The sequence below is a fragment of the Reyranella sp. genome, assembly GCF_030651995.1.
GTDB lineage: Bacteria > Pseudomonadota > Alphaproteobacteria > Reyranellales > Reyranellaceae > Reyranella.
Window position 1 is genome coordinate 260,891 of sequence record NZ_JAUSBN010000005.1, and the last position, 16,974, is coordinate 277,864.

A 16,974-nucleotide genomic window follows, 5' to 3' on the forward strand; every position below is an offset into this window, starting at 1 on the left:
GTGACGAGCGGCGCGCGCACCATCACCTTCGATTTCTACGGCACGCTGGTACAGTGGCACGAAGGCGTCGAGGCCGGCTTCCGAGCCATCGCCGCGCGCCACGGCAAGCCGGCGATGGACCCTGCGCCTCTCATCCACGCCTTCCATGCCGAGGGCCGCCGGCGGCGCGACACACCGCCCTGGCGGCCCTATCGCGACGTGCTGCGCGAGAGCCTGCGGTTCGCGATGAACCAGGGCGGGCTTGCGATGACGGAAGCTGATGTCGATGGACTCATCGCAGGATTGTCGCGGCTGCCGGCGCATGCCGACGTGCCGGCGGCGCTCGCGTCCCTGCGGGCCGGCGGCTGGCGCCTGGCGGCGATCTCCAACACCGACGACGACCTGATCGCGGGCAGCCTGCCGAGCCTGGGCCTCACCCTCGATGCCGTGATCACCGCGCAGCAGGCCCGCGCCTACAAGCCGGACCTGCGCCTGTTCCGCCATGCCCATGAAGGGCTCGGCGTGACGCCGCAACAGACAGTGCATGTCGCGGCGAGCCAGCCGCTCGACATGGCGGTGTGCAAGGCGCTCGGCATCCGCGCCTACTGGGTGAACCGGCGGGGCGAGACGGCCGACCCGCAATGGTTTCCCTTCACCGAGGTGACGGACGTGGCCGAGGCGGCCCTGTCCATTCTCCAGTGAGGCGATCCAGGGCTGACCGTCAGGCGCGCACGAGCGACTTGATGGCAAGCGCCGGCTTGCCGGACTTCTCGGCGACCTCGCGATCCTGCTCCTCGATGATCTGCCGGGCCGGCAAGTCTTTTTCGAGCCCTTCGAGGGCCTCGAGCGGTACGCGGCGGTTGGAGCGCTGGCTGCCGTCCTCGTAGATGACGTTGAACAGCACGTATTCCGAACGCTTGTTGGATTTCTTACCCATCGGGGGCCTCCATATCGGTTCAAGTCCGTCGACGGAGAGGGGGGCTCGCGCGCCCGATCGACGGATCGACGCGACACTTCAGCAACCGTCGCCGGTCGCCGCGGTTCCCGCCACGCCGGCAGCGCCGCGCCCGTAACGGGAAAGCCAAAGAAAAGCCCCGCACCCAGAGGGTGCGGGGCCAATCTCGTATTCCGAGACGTGGCCGCCGTTACCGGCGGCCGCGCGATCAGCCGATCGTCTTCAGATTGTCGGCAGCCATCTTGCCGCTGCGACGGTCAGCGACGAGTTCGAACTCGACCTTCTGACCTTCGTTGAGCGTGCCCAGGCCGGCGCGCTCGACGGCGCTGATGTGCACGAAGGCATCGGCACCGCCGTTGTCCGGCTGGATGAAGCCGAAGCCCTTCTGAATATTGAACCACTTCACGGTTCCCGTCGCCATGGGTAACCCTTTCACTACTTTAGATATGCTGAACCGCGCGGCATCCCACTTATTAAAATGGAACGCGCAGCGGGCCGTCGAATTCGCACTGGTTTTCGGGATCAAAGTTCGGGAGCGAGCTGCCGGCGAGGCCGGGAACGCGGACCAAATCGTCTGTCCGTCTATCGACCGGGTGCATATGGCCTTTTGCCGGGACTTTTGCAAGGACCGTTTGGCCACGGACGGCTAAGGTCCGCCAAGGCATGCAGGGGAGTTCGCGTGGCCAACAATCCGAAAGTGCTGATCACGGGTGCGGGCCCGGTGGGCCTGACCCTCGCCAACGAGCTGGTGCGGCACGGTATCTCCGTCCGTATCGTCGACAGGTCGGCCGCCCGTACGGACAAGTCCAAGGCGCTCGTCCTGTGGAGCCGCACCCTCGAACTGCTGGATGATGCCGGCTATGCCAAGGACTTCCTGTCGTCCGGCATGCCGGCGCATGGTGCGCAGATCTCGACCGGCAAGCAGGTCGTGGCCAAGGTCTCGTTCGACCAGATCGACAGCCGCTTCGCCTACGCGCTGATGATCGCGCAAAGCGAGACCGAGAGGGTGCTCGAGGAACGACTGGCGGCCGCCGGCGTGACGGTCGAGCGCACGGTCGAACTGACGCGTTTCTCCGACAAGGGCGCCGCCGTCGAAGCGGAGCTCACGAAGGCGAACGGCAAGCGGGAAACGCTCGAGGCCGACTGGCTGGTCGGGTGCGATGGCGCCCACTCGACCGTGCGGCACGGGCTGGGCTTCGCGTTCGAGGGCTCGACGCTCCAGTCCCACTGGGCGCTGGCCGACGGCCACCTCGAAGGCCTCGCGCCGGCGGATCATCTCCACATCTTCTGGCACCGCGACGGCATCCTCGCCTTCTTCCCGATCGGCGGCGATCGCTGGCGGGTGATCGCCAATCTCGGCCCGGCCAGGGACGGCGAAACCCATCCCGACCCTACCCTCGACGACATCAACGCCCTGATGGCGCGTCGCGGCTCGCCGGGCATCGTGATGTCCGATCCGGTCTGGCTGGCCGCCTTCCGCATCAACGAGCGCAAGGTCAGGGACTATTCGAGGGGTCGTGTGTTCCTGGCCGGCGATGCGGCGCACATCCACAGCCCGGCAGGCGGCCAGGGCATGAACACCGGAATGCAGGACGCCTTCAATCTCGCCTGGAAGCTGGCGCTCGTCATCGACGGCGCCGCAAAACCGTCGCTGCTCGACAGCTACTCGACGGAGCGCACGGCGGTCGGCGACCGCGTGCTGAAGAATGCCGGACGCCTCACGGAGGCGGCCACGCTCAGCAATCCACTGCTGCAGGACGTGCGCAACGCGGTCCTGCGCTTCGCGGCGACTTTTCCGCACTTCCAGCACAAGGTGGCCGACCAGCTCGCCGAGATGGACATCGGCTATCCCGACAGTCCGCTCTCGGCCAGGAATGGCCACGTGGCGACCGGACCGCGATCGGGCGAGCGCTGGCCGCACCGGCTGCCCGAGGGGGCCGGCGGCCGGAAGTTCACCGCCCTCGGGCCGGCCGATATCGTGGCGGGTCTCGCCGCCAGGTTTCCAAGACTGGTCGTCGCTGCGCCGGCACGGGATCCGTCGCACGCGACCGCAGTGCGCCTGATCCGGCCCGATGGATACGTGGGCTTCGCCGGGTCGCCGAAGGACGCCCCGCGCGCCGAAGCCTACCTGACGATTTTGGCCCCCTGAGCCGTCGGTTTCGCGGCCGCAGGCTTCGCCGGCAAGTAACGGAACGTCATGAGCCAGCCGCGGGCCTGAAGCGGATCCGTGAACACGCGGAACGGCCGCGCCCCCACGCGCTGCTTCAGCAGCACCGCCATGTCGATGTTCAGGGCGCCCAGCACGACCATGGCGACGGGACCGGCATCGCCGCCAACGCCGTATTCGACCACCGTTCTGGCCACCGACTCCAGGTCGTCGCGATCCAGGCTGAGATTGCCGACCATGAGATCGACCAGCTTGGCATGGGCCTTGGTCCCTTCCCGCACGGTGGCACTTAGATAGTCTTCGATGTCCTGCCGGCCGATGTCGCCTTGCCCGACGACGGTCAGGATTCCGAACTCGTCGCTGCGCATCCAACGAAGCGGCATGCGTACCCTCCCAACGTGAACGACACTACACGTCAACAACGCAGCCGGGCAAAAATTTGCAGCGGAAGATCAGGGACTTCCCGGGAGCATCCGGTCGATGGCAGAGACCCAGACGTCGAGGGCCGAATCCCAGGCCACACCGAAATCTTCCCGCAACGCGCCCCAGCTTTCGAAGCTTGTAAGCGTCACCACCGCCAGGACCAGCGCCTCGCGCGCTGGTGGATCCAGTCTTGCCAGTTCCGGTTGGTACATCAGCTCCACGCGCTCGACGTTGGCACGGCGGACGGCCAGCACGCGCAACCGCAGATCGGTGATTTGTTCCTGGACCGGCTTGGCCGTGAGGATCCGCCACAGCGGCAGCCATTTCTCGCAGGCCTGCGCCCGCGTGCGGACATGCGAGCGGATGCGGGTGGCTCGATCGCCCTCGGTAGCGCGCGCCACCGCCTCGGCCTGGCCGAGCGCGATCGCGTAGTCCGCCGCAGCAAGGCTCAGCGCATCGAGATCGGAAAAACGCTCGAAAATGGACCTTACGGAATAGCCGGCGCGGCCCGCGATCTCGGCCGTGGTCGGCATGCGCCGGTGTTCCAGCAGGAGCGCCAGATAGGCCTCGATGATGAGCTGCCGCGTCCGCTCGCTGCGCAGGCGCCGGCCGTCGAGACGGGTGTTTGCGGCTGCGGCGAGGTCGAGGTCCTGCGAGGACACTGTCTGGGCTCCAATAAGAATAGGCAAGCACCACTAAGGCGGCGCGGCGGCAGAGTCACCCCCTCCTTTCGCCGCTCTGGTGCTCCTTTCGCGACACTGGCAAGTTCCCCCGCCATGCCGCTGCACTGGACCATCGACTCCAAGACGAAGCTGCTCACCGCCGTGGCGGAGGGCGATGTCACGCGGGCCGAATTCGAGTCCTATCTCGACATGATCGATCAGGCCGGCCTTCACACGTATCGCAAGCTGTTCGACGGCATGGGCGCCGACACCAGCATGGGGCCGGAGCACATTCTGGCGATGGGCGTGCGCATGCGCACATCCCACCAGACTCAACCCGTCGGTCCGCTGGCGGTCGCCGTCGCGGAGGACAAGGTCGCCCTGTTTGCCCGCGTGCTCGGCATGCTGGCGGCGGCGACCAGACCGATGCGCGTCTTCCACGATGCCGGTCCGGCCCGCGACTGGATCCTGAAGCAGCCGCCTGGCAAGAGCGCAGCTATCTAGGATCAGCGGCGGCGGCGCGCCTTTGCCCGTGACGTCGCCGGAACCTCCTCGTCGCGGCTGAGGTTGTCGTGGTGCTCGTCCATGAGACGGTAGTCCATGGTGAGCTCCTCCCCGGCCTTGATGTCGCGCAACGCATAGTAGGTCACGTCGCCGTCGTCGGAGCCGATGTTGGGATCGGCATCGTGGTTCATGTACCAGCCGGTCGAGATTCGCAGGAAGTCCAGCGGCGCCCAGTAACCGCCGCTGACGCGGATGCCGAAGCGCTTGATGAGCTGGACCTGCGGCGAGGCATGTGCCCGGGCGAGCGGGATGAAGCGGCTGTCCTTGCCGTCCCACACCCGGACGGACTCGCCCTTCCCGATGTCGATGTCGGCAAAGCAGCCGAGCCCGTGGATGGCAGAGGGGCCTAGATGGACGAACGCCTTGCTGGCCTTGCGCTTCATGGACTCACCACTCTCGGGGACTCGGACGGGCGGCGCGTGAATACCCCGCGCCGGCACGGCAGCGCAACGTGGACGAAGCGGTGAAACTGCAGATAGGCTGTCCGCAGCGTCAGGGCTCGGAGGTCTGGGATGAAGCGGCGGGACATGGTCATGATGGGCGCGTTCACGGTCACGACGGGCATGGCGGCGACGGCATTCGCCCAGCCCAATTCGTCGACGGCGCAGGCGACATCGGCCGGCACCGCCGCGATGGCCGACAGGCATTTCACGGCGGCCCAGCTCGACCAGATGCTGGCGCCCATCGCGCTCTATCCCGACGCCTTGTTGGCACAGATCCTGATGGCGGCAACCTATCCGATCGAGGTGGTCGAAGCGGCGCGCTGGTCGAGGGACAACCCGGCCCTCAAGGGCGACGCCGCCCTCACGGCAGCTAAGGACAAGGGCTGGGACGTGAGCGTCACCTCGCTGGTCGCCTTCCCGCAGGTCCTGCAGATGATGTCCAGCAAGGTCGACTGGGTTCAGAATGTCGGCGACGCGATGGTGTCGCAGCAGTCCGACGTCGCCGCGTCGATCCAGCGCCTGCGCGCGCAAGCCAAGGCGGCGGGCACGCTCAAGACCACGCCACAGCAAACGGTCGTGGAGCAGCCGCCGAGCGCCGGCGCACCGGCAGGTACGCCGCCGGCCATTGTCATCCAGCCGACCAATCCCGAACTGGTCTACGTGCCGAGCTACGACCCTTCGACGGCGTACGGCCCCTGGCCCTATGCGGAGTATCCGCCCACCTACTTCCCCCCGTCACCGGGCTGGGGCTACGGCGTCGGCCCGGCCGTGTTGGGTGGGCTGGCGTTCGGCGTGGGCATGGCCGTCGGCGGCGCCTTTTTCGGCGGCTGGGGCTGGGGCGGCGGTTGGGGTGGCGGCTGGGGTTGGCGAGGCTGGGACGCTTGGGGAAACCGTCATAGCTGGGCGACCTATCGCGACGGCCGCTGGGCCCACGACCCCGCACACCGGCATGGCGTGCCCTATCGCAACGCAGCGGACCGCGAACGATATGGCCAGCATCATCCGGGGGCCGCCGGGCGCGCCGGATTCCGGGGCGGACACGATGGCGATAGGCGAGGCGAAGGGCGGCGCGAGCATCATGGTGCGGGACACCACGGCGCCTTGCATGGCGTGAACCATGGCAACCATACGAGACACGCATCGGCGCGCGGCCATGCCTCGACGCATCACTCTGCCGCCCATCACGGGGGCGGAGGACATCATGGTGGCGGTGGGCATCATGGCGGTGGCCACCATGGTGGCGGACATCACGGCGGCGGACATGGAGGTCGGCGATGAGCGGCTCGTTTCAACGGCGTCAACTCCTGGCGCCCGCCGCGCTGACCATGACGACGGTCGTCGCAGCCCTGCAGCAGGCCGCGGCCCAGCCGGCAACCAGGCTACAAGGTTTTCCGACGCCCGAAGCGGCGGCAACGGCTCTCACCGAAGCCGTCCGCTCCCTGAACGACAAGGCCCTGGCGGCGATGCTGGGCGAAAGTTGGAGCGTCTTCGCACCCACCCGTGATCAGGATTTCGGCATCGATCGCGAGGCCTATCTCGCGGCCTGGCAGGCCGGCAACAAGGCGATCGTCGACGGCGCGAAGGCGACCATCGAAGTCGGAACGGATGGCTGGACCCTGCCGCTCCCCCTCATGAAGGACGGCGCCGAATGGCGCTTCGACATCGCGGCAGGCCGAGAGGAAATGGCGGCGCGCATCATCGGCAGCAACGAGCTGGGCGCCATCCAGACGCTGCTGGCGATCGGCGATGCCGAACGAGAGTACGTCGATCTCAACCCGATGAAAGAGAAGGCGCCGACCTATGCACGCCGGCTGATGAGTTCAGCCGGTCGCAAGGATGGGCTCTACTGGCCGACCAAGGCCGGCGAGCCGCCAAGCCCGCTCGGTCGGCAGGTCGCCATGTCCCAGCCGGACGGTATCTCGCCAAGCCTCCATTATGGCTACAACTACCGCCTGCTCTATGCGCAGGGACCGGCGGCCCCCGGTGGCGCCCGCGACTATTTCGTGCAGGGCCGCATGATCGGCGGCTTCGCCGCCATCGCCTGGCCTGCGCGCTACGGCGTGACCGGCGTCATGACCTTCATCATGGGCCACGACAATGTCGTCCGGGAGCACGACCTAGGTCCCCACACCCCAACGCGTGCCGGGCTGATGACCGTCTTCAACCCCGACACGGGATGGAAGAAGGCCGACACTACCCTGCCATGAACTTCTTCGTGAGGCCCGATCAGCTCTTCACGATGAACGGCTTCGCCGTGGCATCATAGTCGGCATAGCCCAGGGTCGCGCGCAGATCGGCGGGCGACAGCGCGGCCTTGCTTTCCGCCTCGCCGGCCTTGAGCGCGGCCAGGCCCGCCTTCATGCCGGCGGTCGCGGGCGAGAGCATGCCGGTCGGATAGGTGCCGATCTTGAAGCCGAGCTTGAGGGCTTCCGCCTGCGAGGGCGTGGCGCGCGGCGCGCCGGGCGACAGCACGGCGAAGGACGGCCGGCCCTTCGCGGCGGCGATTCCGCGCTTTATCTCCTCGTCGTCGGCCGGCGAGTCGAGGAACAGGATGTCGGCGCCTTCCTCGACGTACATCTCGATGCGCGCCACGGCCTCGTCGATGCCCTGCGTCGGGCGGCAGTCGGTGCGCGCCAGCACCAGGATGCCGGAGTCCCTGGCGGCCTGCACGGCCGCGCGGATCTTCATGCGCGCCTCCTCGCGCGGCAGGCAGGGCTTGCCGGCCGCCGTGAGGGCGCGTGGCGTGATCTTGTCCTCGATCAGCACGGCGGCGGCGCCGGCGCGGCCATAGGCGCGGACGGTCCGCTGGACGTTCATCGCGTTGCCGTAGCCGTGATCGCCATCGGCCAGCACCAGCAGGTCCGGCGCCGCGCCATGCACCATGTTGAAGGAGTCGAACATCTCGCCGAACGAGACGAGATCGAGGTCGGGACCGCCGAGGCGACTGGCGGCCACGCAGGACCCGGAGAGGAAGGCCGTCTTGAAGCCCTCGCCGTAGGCCAGCTTGGCGGTCAACCCGTCCCACACCGCCGGCATGACGACGAGGCCGGGCTCGGCCAGCAGGGCGCGCAGACGCTGAGGGGCAGTGGTCACAGGAATCTCCTCGGGATGAATTCGGGCCGGACGATAGCAGAGATGCCGGCCCAGTCGACACGCCGACTGTATCGGGTCTAGGCTTCTGGCCGAGTGCAATCGAGTTGGAGAAACCACGAACGAGCAAGCGACGTCACTGGGAGGACAACATGAAGATCCCGAACGGGTGTTTCGCGTTGATTTGCGTAGTGGCGGCAGTGATTGCCCCAACCGGCGCCGGATGGGCGCAGAAAAGCGGCGGCACGCTGCGCATACAGCACATGGACACGCCGCCCAGCGCCTCCATCCATGAGGAATCGACCGTCTCGGTCGCCGTCCCCTTCATGGCGATCTACAACAACCTCGTCATTTTCGATCAGAACGTTCCGAAGAACAGCCTCGAGTCGATCGTGCCCGACCTCGCGACGAGCTGGGAGACGAAGGACGGTGGCCGAAAGCTCGTCTTCAGGACACGCGACGGCGTGAAGTGGCATGACGGCAAGCCGTTCTCGGCGGCCGACGTGGCCTGTACCTTCGACCTCATCCTCACCCCAGACAGGTTGCGCCGCAATCCGCGCAGTGCCTGGTACACCAATCTCGAGAAGGTGACCGCCGACGGGCCGTCGGAAGTGACCTTCCACCTGAAGCAGCCGCAACCCTCTCTGCTGGCGCTGCTCGCCTCCGGCTACACGCCGATCTATCCCTGTCACGTGCCGGCCGCCGACATGCGGCGCAAGCCGGTCGGCACCGGCCCGTTCAAGCTGGCCGACTTCAGGATGAACGAGGGCATCAAACTGGTGAAGAACCCGGACTACTGGAAACCGGGTCGCCCGTATCTCGACGCCATCGAGTTCTCGATCATCCCGGATCGCTCGACACGCATGCTGTCGTTCGTCGCCGGCAAGTTCGACATGACGTTCCCGGCCGACGTCACCGTACCGCTGCTGAAGAACGTCAAGCGCGACGCGCCCCAGGCGCAGTGCACGATGCGCGAGAGCGGCGTCAGCACCAACCTGATCATCAATCGCGAGGTCGCGCCCTTCGACAATCCGAAGATCCGCCGCGCCATGGCGCTGACGCTCGACCGCGAGGCCTTCATCCAGATCCTGAGCGAAGGCGAAGGCAGGATGGGCGGCGCCCTGCTGCCGCCGACCGACGGCGTCTGGGGCCTGCCTGCGGAGAAGCTGAAGGGCCTGATCGGCTACGGCGACGTGGAGAAGTCCCGCGAGGAAGCCCGGGCGCTGATGAAGGAGGCGGGCTACGGGCCTGACAAGCGCCTGAAGCTGAAGGTCAGCACCCGCAACATCGCCACCTTCAAGGATCCGGCGGTGATCCTCATCGATCAGCTCAAGCAGATCTGGATCGATGCCGAACTCGAGATCATCGATACGACGATCTACTACAACCGCGTCTTCAAGAAGGACTACGTCGTCGCCTTGAACCTGACCGGCAGCGCGGTCGACGATCCGGACGTGACCCTGTTCGAGGGCTACGCCTGCGGCTCGCTGCGCAACTACAACAACTACTGCAATCCGGAGATGACGAAGCTCTTCGAGGAGCAGTCGCGCGAGACCGACCGCAGGAAGCGGCAGGAGCTGGTCTGGGAGATCGACCGCAAGCTGCAGGAGGACGTGGCGCGGCCGATCATCAGCCATGGCCGCATCGCCGGATGCTGGCAGCCGCACGTGAAGAACGTGACGCTGCACATCAACAGCATCTACAACAACTGGCGGTTCGAGGACGTCTGGCTGGACCGCTGAGACCAGATCAGCCGACGGCCTTCAGCAGCAGCTTGCCGGCGACGCCCCGGCCTTCGAGGCGGCGGTGCATCTCCGCCGCCTCGGCCAGCGCAAACACGCCCTCGATGGGCACCTTGAGCCAGCCCCCGACGAGGCCCGCCATCACCTGGTCGACGCCTTCCCGCCACTCGGGCGACGTCTGGTCGATATGGCCGAGATGCAGGCGGGTGAAGGTCTGGGAGCGCGGCAGGATGCGCTCGCGGATATTCTTGAAGGGCTGTCCCTCGGCTTCGCCGATGCTGATGACGTGCCCCAGCATCTTCACGACGCCGAACGTACGGTCGAGCATGGTGGCGCCGTAGGAATCGATGGCGAGGTCGACGCCTTTCCCGCCGGTGAAGTCGAGCACGGCACGCTCGAAATCCTCCTGCGAGGTCACCACGACCCGCGAAGCGCCATAGGCCAGCGCCCTGGCCTCCTTGCCTGGCGTCCCTGTCGTGCCGATGACGCGCGCGCCAGCATGGACGGCGAGCTGGGTGCACATGAGACCGACGCCGCCGCCGATCGCACTGACCAGCACGGTGTCGCCCGGCCCGATGCCGCCATAGATCGTCCACATCATGTGCCAGGCGGTCAGCGCCTGGATCGGAAACGCCGCCCCCACGTCGAGGCCGACCGCATCGGGCAGCTTGATGAGCCCTTGGGCCGACGCGACGCACTTCTCGGCATAGGCGCCACCCTTTTCGGGGAAGGTCGCGACGCGATCGCCTACCTCGACACCCGTCACGCCCGGTCCCAGCGCCGCCACCGTTCCCGAGACCTCGAAGCCCAGGACCATCGGGTAGGTCATCGGATGCGGATAGATCCCCATGCGGACCTGGGTGTCGGCCCAGTTGCAGCCGGCATAGGCCACGTCGATCAGCACCTCGCCCGCACCGGGCACCGGATCGGGCAGATCGGCCAGCACGAGCTGCTCGGGGCCGCCGGTGGCATGGATGACGACGGCTTTCATGAGGATCCTCCCGCGACGTTTGCGGCAGGAGCCTTGCAGCTTCGGTGCCAGAAGCGGACCGGCCGGCGCCGGGCGCGGCTCAGCCCTTCTCCGCCAGCACCTCGCGCAGACGGGCCGTCGCGGCCCGGCCGATGCCGAGCGGGTCGGTCATGCCCTCGAGAAAGAGGCGACTGGTCGACCGCGCCGGCGATTCGACGCAGCGCAACCGGTCGAGGTTGATCATCACCGACCGCCCCAGGCGCACGAACGGGCCGGACGGCAGCACTTCCTCGAAATGCGCCAGCGTCCGCAGGATCATCACCGGCGGCTGCCCGGCCACGAAGACACGCACGAAGTCGCCGTCGGCGCAGATCGCCACGATCTCCGCCGGCGCCGCGAGCAGCGTGCGGCGGGGCGTCCTGAGCTCGATCGTGCCGGGGCCGGAAGGCGGCGCCGACAGGGCGAGCTCCCGTTCCGCCCGCGCCAGCGCCCGTTCCAGGCGGGCCGGCTCGACCGGCTTGAGAAGGAAATCGACGGCCTCGACAGCGAAGGCATCGACCGCGTGTTCGGCATAGGCCGTCACGAAGACCACGATGGGCCGGCGTTCCAGGGAATCGAGGAGGTCGAAGCCGTCACCACCACCGCCCAGTTCGATGTCGAGGAAGACGAGATCGGGCTGCGTGCTTGTGACCTGATGACGGGCGGCTTCGGTGCTGTCGGCCTCGCCGACGATCTCCACATGGGGATGGGCGCCGAGCAGCCGCCGCAGGGCGCTGCGGGCCAGCGGCTCGTCGTCGACGATCAGGACCCGCACGGTTCGCCCCGGAGTTCGAGCGTCGCGGTCACTCTCTTGTCGCAGGCAGGCCCGCCGCTCTCGGTTAAGCTGAAGGAATGCCGGTCCGGGTAGTGCAGCGCAAGGCGACGGCGCACGTTCTCCAACCCGATGCCAGGACGCTGGCGACGGGCCGGTCGCCGCGTCGTGTCGAGCGTGCCCGTGTTCTCGATCTCGACGTGGAGCGTATCGCCCGAGAGGCGGATGCCGACGCGGAGCTCGAGTCCGTGGTCGCGCCGGCCGTGCTTCACGGCATTCTCGACGAGCGGCTGCAGCAGGAAGCTCGCGATGCGCCGTTGCGCGGCCTCGGGCATCACGTCGAGACGGGTATGCAGGCGGTTGCCGAAGCGCGCCCTCTGGACACCGAGATAGGCCATCAGGCCGGCAACTTCGCGCGAAACCGTTACGACCGTGTGGTCGATACCGTCGAGAGAATGGCGGAGGTAGGCGGTGAGATTGCGCAGCATCTCGAGGGCTGCGGCCGGATGCTCGGGAATCTCCTCGGCAATCCCGTTCAGGGCATTGAATAGAAAATGCGGGTCGAGCTGGAGCCGCAGCTGCTCGAGTTCGGCGCGCAGGGCCTCGGCCTGAGCGCGCATCGCCTTGCGATGCTGCGCCTGCTCCGCCAGTTCGGCGCGCAGCCAGAAATAGGCGAGGCTCCACCCCGCCAGGACGAAGAAATAATGCACGAGCGGGACGAGGAATTCACGGGCCCCCTCGTGATCCGGCGTCACGAGCCAGGGAAGGGCTTCATGGGCGACCACGATCATGGTCGCGGTGACCAGAGCGCCGAGAAGCGAAAGCAGGGCGATCAGGGCCAGGCCTGCGATCGACACACGGGCTTCGAAACGGCGCGAGACGTAGACGGCACGCATCGCCGTCGAGATCGCGACCAGGCAGAGAAGAATGAGCCCCGTGCGGGCGAAGGCGACACCGTAACTGTGAAACGCCACGCGCTGCGCCATGAGGTTGGCGATCGCGAAGAGCCCCCATCCCGCGATCTGGGCCTGCCAGAACAGAGGCAGGCCGTTCCACCGGGCAAGCAGGAATGCAGACAAGGTCGTGAACTCCGGAGGACGCAGCGGACGTCCGTCGGAAGATTGTGCATTTGGCGCAGCGGGGCAAGCGCCGCCCCTCCAGGGGCGCGCGAGTGCCGTTCGTCGAGTTTCCTGCCGTGTTCATCGACTGGGGCCCGGGCTGCCGATTTACCGCCCGAAAGTCGATGGCATCTTTGCGTGGACGCAGTGGAGTGGAGGTAGCAATGGCGACGGTGCGATACACGGTCAGGGACAACTGGGGTTCGGGCTTCATCGGCAACATGACCGTCGAAGGAGGCTCGTCCGGCATTGATGGATGGACCGTCGAGTTCGATGCCGGCTTCGCCATCACCAACATCTGGGGGGCCGAGATCGTCAGCCATGTCGGCACGCACTATGTGCTGCGCAACGCCTCCTACAACGCCGACGTCTCGCCCGGCGGCAGCGTGACCTTCGGGTTCCAGGCGACCCCGGGCGCCACCGGCGGCACGACGGCGACCGGCCTGTCGCTCACCGGTTCCGGCGAGGAGCCGCCACCGGTCCTGCCGACGATCTCGGTCGGCGACGCGTCCGTCGTCGAAGGCAACAGCGGCACAAAACAGATGGTCTTCACGGTCAGCCTCTCCCAGGCGGCCACCGGACCGGTGACGGTCAACTACGCGACCGCCAACGGCACCGCGACGGCCGGCCAGGACTACGTCGCCCAGTCCGGCGCGATCACTTTCGCGGCCGGCGAGACCCAGAAGACGATCAGCGTCACGGTCAACGGCGACAAGGTGGCTGAACTCAACGAAACGCTGGCACTCACCCTGACTTCGCCGAGCGGCGCCACGATCGCCGACGGCGCGGCTGTCGGCACGATCCTCACCGACGAGGCCATCGTCCCCAGGATCGCCATTGCGGACGCCACCGTGAAGGAAGGCGACAGCGGCACGCGCGATCTGTCCTTCACCGTCACCTTGTCGCAGGCCACCACCAACGCGGTCACGGTCACCTACGGCACGGCGGACGGCACCGCCAAGGCGGGCCAGGACTACGTCGCCCAGAGCGGCACGCTGACCTTCGCGCCTGGCGAGACCTCCAAGGTGATCAAGGTCAAGGTCACCGGCGACACGGCGATCGAAGGCAACGAGACGCTGAAGATCAACCTGTCGTCGCCGAGCGGCGCCGCCATCGCCGACCGGGTCGCGACCGGCACGATCGTGAACGACGATGCGCAGATTACCGTCGCCGACACCTCGGTCACGGAAGGCAACGACGGCACCACCAATCTCGCCTTCACGGTCAAGCTGTCTGCGGCGGCGTCCGGGCCGGTCACGGTCGCCTACACCACCGGCAACGGCACGGCGAGGGCCGGCCAGGACTATGTCGCCCAGCCCGGCACACTGACCTTTGCCGCCGGCGAGACGTCGAAGATCGTGAACGTCCTGGTGACGGGAGACAGGGCGGTCGAGGGCAACGAGACGGTGAGGCTCTCCCTGTCGTCGCCGGTCGGTGCCGCGATCAAGGACGGCCTCGCCATCGGCACGATCGTCAACGACGACAGCACCGCGCTCCCCTCGCTGTCGATCAGCGACGCCTCGTCGGCCGAAGGCAGTGCGGCGGCCCCCGGGCACACGACGTTCACGGTGAGCCTGTCGTCCGCAGCCGCCGGCCCGGTCACCGTGAATTTCACGACGGCCGACGGCACCGCGGTGGCCGGCAGCGACTATGTCGCCCAGTCCGGCACGCTCACTTTCGCCGCCGGCGAGACGCAGAAGACGATCCAGGTCGTCCTGATCGGCGACGCGGTCTCGGAGGCCAACGAAGGCTTCAGTCTCGTACTCTCGAGCGCCAGCGGCGCCACCATCGTCGACGCGACCGGCATCGGCACGATCGTCAACGATGACGGGGCGCCGGCCCTGCCGACGCTCAGCATCTCCGACGCGACGGTGATCGAGGGCAATCCCGGCGGCGGCGCGGCGCCCGGCTGGCTCAGCACCTCGGGCAACCAGATCGTCGACTCGGCCGGACACTCGGTGCAGATCGCCGGCGTGAACTGGTTCGGCTTCGAATCGTCGACCTTCGCGCCGCACGGCCTGTGGACGCGCGGCTACAAGGACATGATGGACCAGATGGTGGATCTGGGCTTCAACACGATCCGCCTGCCCTTCTCAAGCGAGATGCTGCACACGAATGCGGCGCCCAACGGCATCGACTTCGGCAAGAATCCCGACCTGCAGGGCCTGTCGGCGCTGCAGATCATGGACAAGATCGTCGACTATGCGGGCGAGATCGGCCTCAAGATCATCCTCGACCATCATCGCAGCAACGCCGGCGCCGGAACGTCCGAGAACGGCCTCTGGTACAACAGCCAGTACACGCAGGCGGCCTGGATAAACGACTGGAAGATGCTGGCGGCGCGCTACGCCGACGATCCGGCGGTGATCGGCGCGGACCTGCACAACGAGCCCTACAACGGCACCTGGGGCGGCGGCGGCACCAACGACTGGGCGCTGGCGGCGGAAACGGCCGGCAATGCCATCGGCACGGTCAACGCCAACTGGCTGATCTTCGTCGAGGGCGTCGGCACCTACAATGGTCAGAACTACTGGTGGGGCGGCAACCTGATGGGCGTGCGCGACAGGCCGATCGACCTCGCGCTCGACAACAAGCTCGTCTACTCGGCGCACGACTATCCCAACTCGGTCTACGAGCAGCCGTGGTTCCAGGGCGCCGACTTCCCCGCGAACCTGCCCGCCAAGTTCGACCAGATGTGGGGCTACATCTACCGGGAAGGCATCGCCCCGGTGTGGATCGGCGAGTTCGGCACCAAGCTGGTCGATCCCAAGGACGCGCCGTGGCTGGAGGCGATCACCTCCTATCTCGGCGGCGACTTCGACAATGACGGCACGTCCGATCTCGCGCCGGGACAGAAGGGACCGAGCTGGACCTTCTGGTCCTGGAACCCCAACTCAGGCGACACCGGCGGCATCCTGAACGACAACTGGACCACGGTGAACCAGACCAAGATGGGCTACCTGACGCCCATCGAGTACCAGTTCCCCGAGGACGCGCCGGGCGATGGCGGCACGCCGGGCGGCCCGACGGCGAGCTTCGTGCTCACCCTCTCGGAAGCCGCCACGCACGAGGTGACGGTCGACTACCAGACCGTCTATGGCGAGGCCGGCGCCGCGGACTTCATCGCCAGCAACGGCCAGGTCACCTTCGCGGCCGGCGAGCAGAGCAAGACGATCACGATCGAGATCTCGCCGGACAGGCTGGCCGAGGGCAACGAGCATTTCGGCGTCGTGCTGAGCAACGCCGTGGGCGCCACGATCACGCGCGCCACCGGTACCGGTACCATCGTCGATGACGACTCGGCGGCTGCGCCCACCACGCCCACGACTCCCTCCGACCCGACCCCGCCCGGGGAGTCGGGCGACCTCGAGGCCATGTTCGCGGTCGTCAATTCCTGGTCAGGAGGCTTCAACGGCAGCGTGACGCTCGAGAACGACGGCGCTACGGCGACCACGGGCTGGCAGGTCAGGATCGAGACGACCAACCAGATCACCGACATCTGGAACGCCGTCATCGTGTCGCACGATGCGAGCGGCTACGTCATCGGCAACACCTCGTACAACGGCACGATCGCCCATGACGGCGAGACCAACTTCGGCTTCGTGGCCGCCGGCGCGCAGGATCCGTCCGCCGTGAATATCGATCTGCTGAACGTCTGAGGTCGAACTTCAGAGGTGACGCTGCTTTTTATCTGGGATTGACCCACCAACCTCATCCTGAGGAGCGCCGCCCCGCGGCGTGTCTCGAAGGATGAGCAACAAACGCGGTGCGCGTACCCACCCTTCGAGACGCGCTCCTGCGGAGCGCTCCTCAGGGTGAGGTGGCTTATTTCAAACGGATGATTCTTTCTCAGCCGGAGAGACTCTAAATCCGGCGACGTCTCGCCCTGCAGTCCACGGTGCTCGACGAACGCTTCCGGTCACCCCTCCCAGTGCCTAAAATCGGCGCTGGGAGGATTTTGTATGAAGTTCAGTTTCTCGAGCGAGCAGGAAGAGTTCAGGACCAGCCTGCGCCGCTTCCTGGCCGAACGCTCGCCCACCAAGGAAGTCC

16 protein-coding genes are annotated in these 16,974 nt (G+C 67.1%); 7 read left to right on the plus strand and 9 right to left on the minus strand.

Annotated elements, in window-relative coordinates; all coding sequences use genetic code 11:
* A complete protein-coding gene (locus tag Q7V45_RS01915) occupies positions 1-681 on the plus strand; it encodes a haloacid dehalogenase type II (RefSeq protein ID WP_304846054.1) in 681 nt (226 codons plus the stop codon).
* 19 nt (positions 682-700) lie between these two features.
* Here the strand turns inward: Q7V45_RS01915 and Q7V45_RS01920 are convergent, their stop codons facing one another.
* Positions 701-916 carry a hypothetical protein gene (locus Q7V45_RS01920; RefSeq protein ID WP_304846057.1) on the minus strand — a complete coding sequence of 72 codons (216 nt, stop codon included), beginning with the start codon at positions 914-916 and terminating at the stop codon, positions 701-703.
* 226 nt (positions 917-1,142) lie between these two features.
* Positions 1,143-1,355, minus strand: coding sequence for a cold-shock protein (locus Q7V45_RS01925; protein ID WP_304846062.1), 213 nt, complete (start codon positions 1,353-1,355; stop codon positions 1,143-1,145).
* A 258-nt stretch (positions 1,356-1,613) separates the two neighbouring features.
* Here Q7V45_RS01925 and Q7V45_RS01930 point away from each other — a divergent pair, with 258 nt between their 5' ends.
* Entirely contained in the window at positions 1,614-3,083 is a 1,470-nt protein-coding gene (locus tag Q7V45_RS01930; RefSeq protein ID WP_304846065.1) for an FAD-dependent monooxygenase, read from the plus strand.
* Here the strand turns inward: Q7V45_RS01930 and Q7V45_RS01935 are convergent.
* Positions 3,059-3,484, minus strand: a complete 426-nt coding sequence (locus Q7V45_RS01935) for a hypothetical protein (protein ID WP_304846069.1) — start codon at positions 3,482-3,484, stop codon at positions 3,059-3,061. The two genes, Q7V45_RS01930 and Q7V45_RS01935, sit on opposite strands and share 25 nt — an antisense overlap.
* 69 nt (positions 3,485-3,553) lie before the next feature.
* Positions 3,554-4,186, minus strand: a complete 633-nt coding sequence (locus tag Q7V45_RS01940; RefSeq protein WP_304846072.1) for a TetR/AcrR family transcriptional regulator — start codon at positions 4,184-4,186, stop codon at positions 3,554-3,556.
* Between the two features lie 114 nt (positions 4,187-4,300).
* On the opposite strand from Q7V45_RS01940, the gene Q7V45_RS01945 reads away from it, so the two are divergent.
* Positions 4,301-4,690 carry a hypothetical protein gene (locus Q7V45_RS01945; RefSeq protein ID WP_304846075.1) on the plus strand — a complete coding sequence of 130 codons (390 nt, stop codon included), beginning with the start codon at positions 4,301-4,303 and terminating at the stop codon, positions 4,688-4,690.
* A gap of 2 nt (positions 4,691-4,692) precedes the next feature.
* On the opposite strand, the gene Q7V45_RS01950 is transcribed toward Q7V45_RS01945, so the two are convergent.
* A complete protein-coding gene (locus Q7V45_RS01950) occupies positions 4,693-5,133 on the minus strand; it encodes an SET domain-containing protein (protein ID WP_304846078.1) in 441 nt (146 codons plus the stop codon).
* Positions 5,134-5,262: 129 nt separating this feature from the next.
* Between Q7V45_RS01950 and Q7V45_RS01955 the strand changes: the two genes are divergently transcribed.
* Both Q7V45_RS01955 and Q7V45_RS01960 read left to right on the plus strand, forming a co-directional pair.
* Positions 5,263-6,471, plus strand: a complete 1,209-nt coding sequence (locus Q7V45_RS01955; protein WP_304846081.1) for a DUF3300 domain-containing protein — start codon at positions 5,263-5,265, stop codon at positions 6,469-6,471.
* Entirely contained in the window at positions 6,468-7,400 is a 933-nt protein-coding gene (locus Q7V45_RS01960; RefSeq protein WP_304846084.1) for a DUF2950 family protein, read from the plus strand. The genes Q7V45_RS01955 and Q7V45_RS01960 overlap by 4 nt, the downstream gene beginning before the upstream one ends.
* A 19-nt stretch (positions 7,401-7,419) precedes the next feature.
* Here the strand turns inward: Q7V45_RS01960 and Q7V45_RS01965 are convergent, their stop codons facing one another.
* A complete protein-coding gene (locus Q7V45_RS01965) occupies positions 7,420-8,286 on the minus strand; it encodes an oxaloacetate decarboxylase (RefSeq protein ID WP_304846087.1) in 867 nt (288 codons plus the stop codon).
* Between the two features lie 149 nt (positions 8,287-8,435).
* Between Q7V45_RS01965 and Q7V45_RS01970 the strand changes: the two genes are divergently transcribed.
* Positions 8,436-10,025, plus strand: coding sequence for an ABC transporter substrate-binding protein (locus Q7V45_RS01970; protein ID WP_304846090.1), 1,590 nt, complete (start codon positions 8,436-8,438; stop codon positions 10,023-10,025).
* Between the two features lie 7 nt (positions 10,026-10,032).
* Here the strand turns inward: Q7V45_RS01970 and Q7V45_RS01975 are convergent, their stop codons facing one another.
* The 3 genes from Q7V45_RS01975 to Q7V45_RS01985 all read right to left on the minus strand — a co-directional run bounded on the left by Q7V45_RS01975 (position 10,033) and on the right by Q7V45_RS01985 (position 12,885).
* Positions 10,033-11,016, minus strand: a complete 984-nt coding sequence (locus Q7V45_RS01975) for a zinc-binding dehydrogenase (RefSeq protein WP_304846093.1) — start codon at positions 11,014-11,016, stop codon at positions 10,033-10,035.
* Positions 11,017-11,095: 79 nt separating this feature from the next.
* The gene (locus Q7V45_RS01980; protein ID WP_304846096.1) at positions 11,096-11,809 is read right to left on the minus strand and encodes a LytTR family DNA-binding domain-containing protein; all 714 of its coding nucleotides are present in this window, start codon (positions 11,807-11,809) and stop codon (positions 11,096-11,098) included.
* Positions 11,797-12,885 carry a sensor histidine kinase gene (locus Q7V45_RS01985; protein ID WP_304846098.1) on the minus strand — a complete coding sequence of 363 codons (1,089 nt, stop codon included), beginning with the start codon at positions 12,883-12,885 and terminating at the stop codon, positions 11,797-11,799. Before Q7V45_RS01985 ends, Q7V45_RS01980 begins: the two co-directional genes overlap by 13 nt.
* Positions 12,886-13,088: 203 nt before the next feature.
* On the opposite strand from Q7V45_RS01985, the gene Q7V45_RS01990 reads away from it, so the two are divergent.
* Entirely contained in the window at positions 13,089-16,583 is a 3,495-nt protein-coding gene (locus tag Q7V45_RS01990) for a Calx-beta domain-containing protein (RefSeq protein ID WP_304846099.1), read from the plus strand.
* The last annotated feature ends 391 nt before the right edge of the window (positions 16,584-16,974 follow it).